The sequence below is a fragment of the Thioclava arctica genome (assembly GCF_040892615.1).
GTDB classification, from domain to species: domain Bacteria; phylum Pseudomonadota; class Alphaproteobacteria; order Rhodobacterales; family Rhodobacteraceae; genus Thioclava; species Thioclava arctica.
In genome coordinates this window covers 1-656 of record NZ_JBFRYC010000050.1, presented here as the reverse complement: position 1 = coordinate 656, position 656 = coordinate 1, and the positions used below count along the sequence as shown (strand labels likewise).

Here is a 656-nt window from a genome sequence, read left to right as displayed (position 1 = left end):
TCACTTCAACGACCTCAATCAGGTCTTCGGTGAAGCTCTGCGCGAGCCGCGCTACTGTGATCATGTGCCCGCGCCACGCACCCCCGCCGAGATAAAGTGGCCCGGCGCGATCCCTCTGACCAAACTGCGCACCCACCATAACACAAGGCGCGCCGCGATCCGGGAGACCGTGCAGCAGAGAAACGGCGGTAGTTACGAACGCGGTCTCAAATCGGATGCCCCGACGCTTTACACCGAAATCCATTCGCATCCGATGACATCCGAAGAATATCGCGCATGTTCCAAAGGCGACCGCGCGGAAGTAAATAAATGGATGCGCTTGGTGGTGAAGGATTTCGTATCTCGGATGCCACCGGGCATCGAGTTTTCCGCCATGCTACATCTCGATGAGAAATACGTCCATATCCACATTCTCGCCCTCAACATGGCGGATCCGAAACTAAGCGCAAACAAGCTTCATGTCGGAAAATGCGCGGCCGCACAGTGGAGAGAGGAGCACGGGCCAGCACAGACAATCACCTCCCTGCCCCGCCCAGAACTCGAGCCCCGGCCCTCCAAACCCAAGCGCCCTAAACCCTCAAAGAACCGCATGACACAGGCCAAACGCGAAGCGGCATATGTTGAGGATCTCGCAGCATGGGAGGAGAGCTGCGCCG

1 protein-coding gene is annotated in these 656 nt (G+C 58.2%); it reads left to right on the top strand.

Features of this window, described 5'->3' with window-relative positions; genetic code table 11:
* The coding region (locus AB4874_RS19875; protein ID WP_497031694.1) for a plasmid recombination protein at positions 1-656 on the top strand (656 nt) is incomplete at both ends.